Origin of the sequence: Algibacter sp. (assembly GCF_039977455.1) — a bacterium.
Classification (GTDB): Bacteria; Bacteroidota; Bacteroidia; order Flavobacteriales; family Flavobacteriaceae; genus Algibacter_B.
In genome coordinates, this window is sequence record NZ_JBDWDG010000030.1 from 56,604 (window position 1) to 67,573 (window position 10,970).

8 protein-coding genes are annotated in these 10,970 nt (G+C 35.4%); 7 read left to right on the plus strand and 1 reads right to left on the minus strand.

Annotated features, from left to right (window positions below; all coding sequences use genetic code 11):
- Positions 1–3: 3 nt before the first annotated feature.
- Positions 4–1,752, plus strand: coding sequence for a RagB/SusD family nutrient uptake outer membrane protein (locus ABJM36_RS14710; protein WP_348452259.1), 1,749 nt, complete (start codon positions 4–6; stop codon positions 1,750–1,752).
- Positions 1,753–1,889: 137 nt separating this feature from the next.
- A complete protein-coding gene (locus tag ABJM36_RS14715; RefSeq protein WP_348452260.1) occupies positions 1,890–2,774 on the plus strand; it encodes a carbohydrate kinase in 885 nt (294 codons plus the stop codon).
- Positions 2,775–3,003: 229 nt separating this feature from the next.
- On the opposite strand, the gene ABJM36_RS14720 is transcribed toward ABJM36_RS14715, so the two are convergent.
- Positions 3,004–4,122 carry a formylglycine-generating enzyme family protein gene (locus ABJM36_RS14720; RefSeq protein WP_348452261.1) on the minus strand — a complete coding sequence of 373 codons (1,119 nt, stop codon included), beginning with the start codon at positions 4,120–4,122 and terminating at the stop codon, positions 3,004–3,006.
- 152 nt (positions 4,123–4,274) lie between these two features.
- Between ABJM36_RS14720 and ABJM36_RS14725 the strand changes: the two genes are divergently transcribed.
- The 5 genes from ABJM36_RS14725 (at position 4,275) to ABJM36_RS14745 (ending at position 10,859) form a co-directional block, all read left to right on the plus strand.
- Positions 4,275–5,132 (plus strand): YicC/YloC family endoribonuclease, encoded by an 858-nt coding sequence (locus ABJM36_RS14725; protein WP_348452262.1) that lies wholly within the window; start codon positions 4,275–4,277, stop codon positions 5,130–5,132.
- 58 nt (positions 5,133–5,190) lie between these two features.
- Entirely contained in the window at positions 5,191–5,781 is a 591-nt protein-coding gene (gene gmk, locus ABJM36_RS14730; RefSeq protein WP_348452263.1) for a guanylate kinase, read from the plus strand.
- Between the two features lie 9 nt (positions 5,782–5,790).
- Positions 5,791–6,384: a nicotinate (nicotinamide) nucleotide adenylyltransferase gene (nadD, locus tag ABJM36_RS14735; RefSeq protein WP_348452264.1), complete on the plus strand. Its 594-nt coding sequence runs from the start codon at positions 5,791–5,793 to the stop codon at positions 6,382–6,384.
- 712 nt (positions 6,385–7,096) lie between these two features.
- Positions 7,097–10,585: a T9SS type A sorting domain-containing protein gene (locus ABJM36_RS14740; protein WP_348452265.1), complete on the plus strand. Its 3,489-nt coding sequence runs from the start codon at positions 7,097–7,099 to the stop codon at positions 10,583–10,585.
- A gap of 13 nt (positions 10,586–10,598) precedes the next feature.
- Complete coding sequence (locus ABJM36_RS14745; RefSeq protein WP_348452266.1) at positions 10,599–10,859, plus strand: hypothetical protein; 261 nt, start codon at positions 10,599–10,601, stop codon at positions 10,857–10,859.
- The last annotated feature ends 111 nt before the right edge of the window (positions 10,860–10,970 follow it).

Here is a 10,970-nt window from a genome sequence, read left to right on the forward strand (position 1 = left end):
AACATGAAAAAATATATAAAAACAATAATAACAGGAATTATGGCAACATTGGTTTTGTTTGCTTGTTCCGAAGATTTTTTAGAATACGAACCAGAAGGTGTTTTATCTAATGAAAATGTAGCAACTGCCGAAAATGCTGAAGCCTTAGTGGTAGCCGCTTATGCAGGAATTGCTAATGATGATATGGTTGGACCATTAACTAGTATGTGGGTATATGGAAGTGTACGTTCTGATGACGCTTATAAAGGCGGCGGCGGACGTGGTGATGTTGATGTTGTGGATAGATACGAGCAATATAACTTAACGGTTGCTGATGATCCTTTAGATTGGATGGCACCAAGAACCTGGACAAACTATTACGCTGCTATTTCTAGAGCTAATTTTGCTTTGGATGTCATCAACCAGATACCAGATGCCGATTATGCAGATAAAACAACAAGACAAGCTGAGCTTAGATTCTTAAGAGCTCACTCTCATTTTGTTTTAAAAACGTTATTCAAAAAAATTCCATATATCACTGAGGGTTTATCACAGGAAGAAATTTTAGAAATTGATAACCGTTTAGATAATGATGCTTTATGGAACACTATAGCTGACGATTTCTTATTTGCATACAATAATTTGCCACCAGCACAAGACCAAGTTGGTAGAGCAGATAGAAATGCAGCTGCTGCATATTTAGCTAAACTACGATTGTATCAAGCTTACGAGCAAAATGAAACTCATCAAGTTACCAATATTAACATGTCTCGTTTACAAGAAGTGGTAGATTATGCAGATGATGTTACTGGTGCATTAGAAGCAGATTACGGTAATAATTATTTGGATGGATTTGATAATGGTTCAGAATCTATTTGGGCTGCACAGTTTTCTATAAATGATGGAACAACAGTAGGTCGAGTAAGTTTTGTAACAGGTTTAAACTCTCCTCACGGAACAGGTTTATACGGGTGTTGTGGTTTCCACTTAGCAAGTCACAACATGGTAAATGCCTTTAAAACGAATGCATTAGGCTTACCTTTATTAGATACCTTTAATGATAGTAATATTTTTGATGTAGTAAATGATGATGGAGAAACACCTTTAGAACTAGGAATTACTTTAGACCCAAGAATTGATCATACAGTTGGAATACCTGGACGTCCTTTTAAATATCGTAATACCGTTAATGAGCCAGGTGATATGATTTATAATTTTAGTTGGGCTAGAGATCCAGGAGTGTATGGCTATTTTGGAAACATGAAAGAGCAACAAGCTCCAGACTGCTCATGTTACGTTAAAGAAGGACCGTTTGTAGGAACTTCTAAAAACATAGAGTTTATTAGATATGCCGATGTTCTTTTATTTAAGGCAGAAGCTTTAATACAAATGAATCAAGTAGATGATGGCATTGGATTGATTAATGAAGTTAGACGACGAGCAGCCGCTAGCACACAAAGACAAATGGATGCAGGAGCATCAGATGTTTACAACATTGGAGAATATCCAATGGGAATGTCTAAAGAAGACGGTATAAAAGCCTTAATGTTTGAAAGACGTTTAGAGTTTGGCATGGAAGGCCCTAGATTTTTCGACTTAGTACGTTGGGGAATTGCCGAGCCTGTACTTAACGCCTATTTGGATGTTGAGAAAACTAGAAAAGATTTTCTTTCTAACGCAAAATTTACGGCAGGAAGAGATGAGTACTACCCTATTCCGCAAAGAGAAATTGATTTTACAGGGGGGTTATATGACCAAAACCCTGGATATTAATTAAAGTAATTAGTTTGAGTTAGTTACTAGTTTGAGTCTTTAAATTGGTTGATTATTTGTTTAGTTTTAATTAATCAGTTTTTGATTTAAGAGGGGGTTTAATTCGGCCCCCTCTTTTTAATTTTAAAATAAAAAATATGTCAAAAATAGTTTGTTTTGGAGAAGTATTATGGGATGTATTTCCTACTCATAAAAAAATAGGGGGAGCGCCTCTAAACGTAGCAAGTAGACTACAATCATTTAATCATGATGTAACTATGGTTAGCGCTATTGGCAAAGGAAAAAGCGGGGCAGAAATTATGCAATACCTTAAGGATTGTGGTGTAAATACTAGTTGTGTACAAGTTAATCCAGAGTATAAAACAGGTAAAGTAAAAGTTATGCTTAATACACAAGGGTCAGCGTCTTACGATATTAAATACCCAAGAGCTTGGGATAAAATAAGGCTAACCGAGGTAAATAAAAAAGCGGTTAAAAATGCGGATGCGTTTGTTTTTGGTAGTTTAGTGGCAAGAGATGATAATTCTAGAAACACTTTAAATGAGCTAATAGAACTTGCAAAATATAAAATCTTTGATTTAAATTTAAGAACACCTTACTATACCAAAGAGGTTTTATTTCGCTTAATGGATAAAGCTGATTTTATTAAATTTAATGATGACGAACTTTATGAGGTTAGTGAATATATGGGTTCAAAATACAAATCATTAGAGCAAAACCTTATGTTTATTTCAGAAAAAACAAACACAAAACGTATTTGTGTTACCAAAGGGTCGCATGGCGCCGTTTTACTCTATAATGGCAACTTGTATTATAATAGTGGTTTTCTTATAAAAGTTATTGACACTGTTGGTGCCAGAGACTCTTTTTTAGGAACTCTAATTAGCCAATTATTAAATAAAGCAAATCCGCAAGAAGCTTTAGATTACGCATGTGCCGTTGGCGCATTGGTGGCCCAAAGTGAGGGAGCGAATCCGGTTCTACTAAAATCTGACATAGATGCTTTTATAAACCCTTATTAACACCTAATACACCTCTATGTTGACCGATATTTAGACCTAAAATCAATGAAATCCTATCAAATTCAACTTAAAGCGTTTATCTATTTTAAAAAAGGCACCAATTCGGTTTAAGTAAAATCTCCGCCCTCCGAAACACCCTTAAAACCATAGGTTTTCTAGTGAGTTCCCCTTGAGCACAAAAGGCTATAACAAATTTGTTATAGCCTTTTTTTTATATGTAAAAATGTTATTAGTGTAACATACTTGGAGTAGCAACCGTTCTAAACCCAACATGCTCTGCAGATGAGTCTAAACTTGTACCCATTCTAGCAGATACACGGTAACTTGCGCAATACGAATCGCTACATAAAAAGGACCCGCCTTTTATTACCTTTTCGGGTGTATATGGCATATTTGGATTATAGGCCTTATCGGCTCCTTGCGGGTTAAAAATATCTTTATTGCTAGACTTTAGCTCTTGATAATAATTAATATTATACCAATCGGTTGTAAACTCCCAAACATTTCCTGCCATATCATATAAGCCAAAATCGTTTGGTGGATACGTTTTTACAGGAGCGGTTCGTTCATAACCATCTTGCAAGGTGTTGTTTACTGGAAATTCGCCTTCCCAACTATTTACCATCTTAGATAACTCTGCCCTATCGTCTCCCCAAAAATAAATAGCGCTCGTTTTTTTACCTCTTGCGGCATATTCCCATTCTGCCTCAGTAGGTAAACGTCTGCCAGCCCATTCACAATACGCTTGCGCATCTTCAAAACTTATATGTACTACCGGATGATTTTCTTTTCCTTCAATACTACTATCTGGACCACTAGGGTGCTTCCAATTTACCCCAATTACCCAACGCCACCATTGTGAGAAATCATATAAATTAGGTAATGAGGTTTTTGTCTTTTTAAACATTAATGATCCCGGTTGTAAAATACTATCATGTGGTTTTGGCGTGCCTTCGGGAAGTTGTTTTTTCATGTCTTCCCAATCAATTTCACGCTCGGCTACCGTTACATAATTTGTTGCGTTAACAAACTTTGTAAATTCAGCATTGGTAACTTCTGTAATATCCATAAAAAACCCATCAACAGAAACAGCGTGTTGCGGTTTTTCATGACTCATAGCCATTTCATCCTGATCTACAGCACCTTGTAAAAAGGAACCGCCTGGAATCCAAACCATGCCATCTGGAGGATTAGAAATCAATTTTTCTTTATCCTCACTAGGTATTTGGTTGCTTACTTCCTTAGTTGCCTCAACCACCTCTAAAGCTTTTTCAGTTTGCTTGTTTTTACATGAAAACATACCTAATAAGCAAACCATAACTACAACTAACCCTTTATTTTTATTCATTATTATAATTATCAGTTTATATCGGTAAATGTATTTATTTAATGACTTATAACCCAAAATTATACATTTAAAGTATTTTTTTTAACATAACGTAATTAACTTTTCAGTCTTTTAGTTTTAATTACCTTTGCATAACTTAAATATGTGCATTTATGATATATTCAATGACAGGTTATGGTAAATCTGTTTTGCAATTGCCAACAAAAAAGATAACAATAGAACTTAAATCTTTAAACAGTAAAAACTTAGATTTAAACGCTCGAATGCCTTCTATATATAGAGAAAAAGAATTATCTATTAGAAAAATTCTTGCCGATAAATTAGAACGCGGAAAGGTTGATTTTTCAATTTATGTTGAAGCCACCGCCGAAGATACATCTACGCAAATAAACACGCCAGTTGTTAAACAATATATGGAGCAACTAAAGCAAGTTGTAGATGGTAATGACATGGATTTACTTAAAATGGCTGTTCGTTTTCCAGACGCCCTTAATACTGTGCGCGAAGAAATTAATGAAAGTGAATGGAAAACTATTGAAACTGAAATTCATAATGCTATAAATGCACTAAATCAACACAGGTTAGATGAAGGCAAAGTACTAGAGCAAGATTTTAACAATCGTATTATTTCTATTGGAACCATACTTGAGCAAATAATAGCTATGGACCCTGAGCGTGTTGAAGGGGTTCGCGAACGTTTACTAAAAGGTGTCCAAGAATTAAGGGAGAAACACGACGAAAACAGGTTTGAGCAAGAACTGGTCTATTACATTGAAAAATTTGATATTACCGAAGAAAAGGTACGCTTAAAAAATCACCTAAATTATTTTACAGAGTCTATTAACACTAAAGATTCTAATGGAAAAAAATTAGGATTTATTAGCCAAGAAATGGGTAGAGAAATAAATACCATAGGCTCTAAAAGTAATTATGCCCCAATGCAACAATTGGTGGTGCAAATGAAAGACGAATTGGAAAAAATTAAGGAACAGTTATTGAACGTACTTTAAAAAAGTTGACGGCAGTCAATCTTTAGTCGGCAGTAATCGGTAAAATATTAGCGTAAAAGTGGCAGAAAAAAAAATAAAGAAACAAGGTAAACTTATTGTATTTTCGGCGCCTTCAGGTTCTGGTAAAACAACTATAGTTAGGCATTTACTAGGAAAAGAAAATCTAAATTTAGAGTTTTCAATATCGGCAACCTCTAGAGCAAAAAGAGGAACAGAAGAACATGGAAAAGATTATTATTTTTTGTCTGCCAAAGAATTTAAAAATAACATTAAAGACGATAACTTTTTAGAATGGGAAGAAGTGTATCGCGATAACTTTTATGGTACCCTAAAAACCGAAGTTGAACGCATTTGGGCACTAGGTAAAAACGTGATTTTTGATATTGATGTTTCTGGAGGATTACGAATTAAAAGAAAATTCCCAGAAGAAACACTTGCTATTTTTGTTAAACCACCTAGCATAGACGAATTGAAAATACGTTTAAAAAAGCGTAAAACTGAAAGTGCCGACAAAATAAATATGCGCGTTGCAAAAGCTTCGGCAGAATTAGCAACAGCTCCTTTATTTGATACAATAATTATCAACGACGATTTAGATAAGGCACTCCTAGAAGCTGAAAAAAAAGTAACAGACTTCTTAAACTCCTAGTATTATAAAATGAAAATAGGTTTGTTTTTTGGCTCGTTTAACCCCATTCACGTTGGGCATTTAATTATTGCCAACCATATGGCAGAACACACTAAGCTCGATCAAGTTTGGTTTGTGGTTACACCACACAATCCGTTTAAAAAGAAAAGCACACTTTTAGATAACTACCAAAGGCTAGAAATGGTGCATTTAGCTACACAAGACTACGATTCTTTAACCCCTTGTGACATTGAATTTAACCTCACCCAACCCAATTATACAGTAAACACCTTAGTGCATTTACTTGAAAAATACCCAACTCATGAATTTGCACTAATAATGGGCGAAGACAACTTAAAAAGTTTCCACAAATGGAAAAACTATGAGGTTATTTTAGAAAATCACCATATTTATGTGTACCCGCGAATTTCTAAAACCAAGCCAGACGCCCCAAAGGGAAAAAACCAATTTGACGGGCACGAAAAAATTCATGTTATCGACGCTCCCATTATCGAGCTATCTTCCACTTTTATTAGAAAATCCATCAAGGCAGGCAAGAATGTAAAGCCCATGCTTCCAAAACATGTTTGGAAATATTTAGACGAGATGAATTTTTATAGGTAACACTACACCAACAACAATCTACTGACAAACAACAAATTACACATTAGTAAAAATCCCTTTATAGTGTTTTTTTTGCTTCTCATCGAAAAAAAAAAGAGCAAAAGAATAAAATTATGCACCTTTAGTAAGAGGTTTCAATAATTCTTTTAATAAAAGTCCTATTAACACTTATTGAACTTCACTTTCCCTATAGCATCGATTTTTAGCGCAGTCCCAAGCTGCCACAAAATTGCTAATGTTTGCAAAACAGTGTTTGCGCCTATTCCAAATGTTTTGGTTAATAATAAGCTATTAATCAACACCATCACAAAGGGTTTATTAAATCGTGCATCTTAGTTTAAAGTTTTAATGATTCTTTTGATAAAAGTTATTTTTTTCAGGTTTATCAATCAATTTTTGATTTCCTCTCTCAATAGCATCGATTTTTAGCGCAGTCCCAAGCTGCTACAAAATTGCCACTGTTTGCAAAACACTGTTTGCAAAACAGTGTTTGCAAAATAGTGTTTGCGCCTATTCCCAAATGTTTTGGTTAATTATAAGCTATTAATCAAATACGAACAAAAATGACTCTAAAATTACTACTCGATTTCCAATTTTTCTAAGACTAATTTTAACATTAAAGTCAGGCTATGTAGTTTAAAAAGCTCTCTGACGATTTTAAAAACAAGTGAATTATTCGCAAATAAAAACAACTATACCAATACCAAAAATTATGAAAAATTTCAAACCATACTTAATTCCGCTGTATCAACAATACAAGAATTTAATTACACAAAACTCTAAGTCATTCCTCATTATGCTTTTAACATTGTTTGCAATGTTATTTACACAACAAGCAGAAGCTAGTCATTTTAGGGGTGGCACAATTACCTGGAGGGTAACGGATGGCACCACGGTTGAGTTCACCGTTACTTCTGCATGGCGAAGCACTTTGGTGTCTACCCCTAATATTTCTGATCCTTCTCCGGGAGGTTACACTATGATATCCAATGTGAACGTCAGTACTGTAAATGGTGTTACAACAAGGGTAACAAAGTTCATAAAGACTTTCAGTTCCAATGGCCCACATAGAGTATCTTGGGGCAGCTGCTGCAGAATAGGAGGACTATCAAATTCTTCAACATCTGGGAGTTTTGAGCTTTATACAATAGTGGACTTTTCCAATGGAAATGAGAATAGCCCAGTTTCTTCTTTACCAGCGATTGTGAATGTATCGGATGGCTTATCGCCTGCCACATTTTCCGTTCCTGCTAATGATCTTGATGGAGACAATTTAACTTATAGATTAGCAACTACTTCTGAATTGTTCGGTAATCCCCCTCCTGGAATGTCCATAAATTCAACGACTGGGCAGATATCAGTAAATACTTCTTTAGGTAACTATATCCCTAATCAACTTTGGTACGCAGGGGTAGTTATATCAGATGGACAAGCAGAAATATATACGGACTTTTTATTACAAATCACAAATACGTCCACACCACCTGTATTCAATTATGGGCCCACACCTCCAGATGAGGCAGTATATCAGACTTCTCCTGGTAACCTAATCTCATTCCAAGTAGAAGCACAGGATATAGATCCAGGAGGGACTATAGCTTTATTATTCGCTTCCGGTTTGCCTGGAGGAGCAAGTTTTAATCAATCAAGTGGTAATCCAGCTCAATCTTCTTTTAGCTGGAACCCGACTGCTACAGATTTTGGAACTTATGTTTTAAATTTTATAGCACAAGATAATATAGGTGTACAGTCGTCGACCTCCGTGACAATTCAGGTAAGTTTAAACCCTGTATTTGATGTACCACCTACACCAGCGGAAGGAACTCATAACTTTGTAGTAACTCCAGGAACAACTATTTTATACAACGTACAAGCAAGCGACCCAGACCCAAATGATGTGGTTCAAATTGTAAATGTTACCGGAAAAAACATGATGACAGGAAACCCCATGCCTTTATATCCTGGAGCTTCTTTGAGTCCTTTTCCAACAGCTTCTGGCAACCCAACAAGTGGTTCTTTTAGCTGGCCAACACAAGGATCTGATTGGGGACATCGTCATGTTATATTTACCGCACAAGACAGTTATGGAGACCAAGCAACTCATGAAGTATCCCAACTGATAAACACGGTTCCCTCAGTATCATCAACGCCGGTAACTGAGGTTGCTATTAATCAAACCTATACCTATAACATAGTGGCAAATGACCCAGACATTGCGTTTGGAGATACCGTTGATTTTGTACCATCAACACCACTGCCTACATGGCTTACACTTACAACTGATCCTGCTACTGGTACAGCTGTATTAACTGGTACTCCAGGAAATAGCGATTTAGGCCCTTTTAATATTAGTTTATTAATTGAAGACACGAACCACCATTATTATCCTACAATTCCAACTCATGATTTCACCATCACAATAACACAAGGTGGTCCATGTGATGATTTAAATTCATATGATTGGATTGGTAACGTTAACTCAGATTGGACTGAACCTTTAAACTGGGCTGGTGGCTTCGCGCCAGGGCTTTCGGTTCATGGAAATGTAGATATCTTTGCATCATCTAACTATCCCGTTTTGATGGTTGGACAAGATCTTTATATTGATGAATGTTCAACGGTAATTGTTGGAACTGGATCTTCATTAACAGTAAATCCAAATGTAGTGGTTACTAACGATGGCGTTCTAGACAATGCTGGCGGTACCATTACATTTGAATCTGATGCCACAGGATCTGCTTATATAGGTTCAGGTACTGGTACTTTTAATGGCGATTTTACAATAGAACGTTATATCCCTTCAAAAAGAGCATACCGTCAATTAGCTTCTCCTGTTAACACGAGCACTCCTATTTCAAGCAACTGGCAAATGGATACTCACATTACAGGGTCTACATCAGGCGCCAATGGTTTTGATGCTACTACTACAGGAAATCCATCTATGTACATTTTTGATAATGTAGCTAATAATTATATCCAAATGTCTAATACAAATACTACTAATATAAATAGTGGTACGGTGTATCATACCTTGGTTAGAGGAGATAGAACGACCGATTTAACAAATAATAATGCGCCATCCTCAGAAACTACTTTAAGAGCAACAGGCGAGTTGACCGCGGAAAACGATGGAACAAGTGTTTTTAGCATTAATCTTAATGCATCACAATTTGTTGCCTTTGCCAATCCTTTTCAAGCTCCAGTAAATATGAATACCATATTAACTACAGGTGCCACCAATATTAGTACAATATACTATTGGATTTGGGATCCAACCTTAGGTTATAGAGGTGCATATACTGCTATTAATGCTTCTACCGGTGTCGCTTCCACAAATGAGTCTGATGCTAACCAGTTTTTACAAGCCGGTCAATCAGGATGGGTGAGTACAGATGGAGCAGGCCAATCATCCTTAAGTTTCACGCAAGCAAGTAAGGCTACATCAGAATCAGAAACTTTAGTATTCAAAACTTCAAATAAAAAAGCATCTAAAATAAGTCAATTACGATTATCTTTATATGAAACTAGCGACTTAGCAGCCAACAAATCGAAAACTGATGGTATGTTAATTCTGTTTAACGATCAAGGAAATAATGCTATAGATGCTAATGATGCTCCTAAATTAACTAACTTAGATGAAAATATTGCCACTAATAATGATGGTATATTGTTAAGTATCGAAAACAGAGCTGCCCCAATGGATGCCGAAGAAATTCAATTGGAAATTAACACATACAGAGGCACAAATTACTCTATTATTTTGGAAGGAAGTGAAATAAAAGGTACTACTGCCTATTTATTTGATAACTATACTAATATATCAACTGAAATACCAGAAACAGGAAAGGTTAACTATAATTATACTGTTGATTTGAACATTCCTAATTCGGTAGCTGGAGATCGATTTAAAATCATTTTTAAATCGGCAATTTTGTCCGCTGAATCTAATGTTGCCCAACAGATTAAAATGTACCCTAACCCTTCTAACACAGGTAAGTTTTACTTAAATATCCCTACTGAAATGAATGACTTAGAGGTAACGATTTATAATGTTCAAGGAGCTAAATTATATTCTAAATCGGGATTAAATTCAGGGAACAAAATCTCAATAAATACAGGTACTTTTCTTAGTCAAGGCATCTACTTTGTAAAAATGAGTTCTAAAGGCAGAACAACAACCAAAAAATTAAATATTAATTAATAAATTGAATGTAATGAAAAACACAAGAAACACATTTTCAAAGACCATTAGTAGCATGATTATTGTTTTTGCAATAATTTGCACTTCAAACTTAAACGCGCAAATACCTGGAGGAGGACCTGGAGGAGGAGGACTTGGAGGAGCACCTGCACTACCCCCTACAGACACTGTTGATCATAATAAAGGTGTACCATTAGATGGCGGACTTGCCATTCTTATTATTGGAGCTGCAGCTTTCGGAATCAAAAAATTAAGAGACAACAATAAAAAATAGTGCCTTTTAAAACATTTATAGAAAACTATTTTCCAATTACAGTAAGGCTTATTTTAGTTAAAGCCTTACTGTTTTTTGTATTGTACAAATTTGTTTTGTCTTTCAATTTAA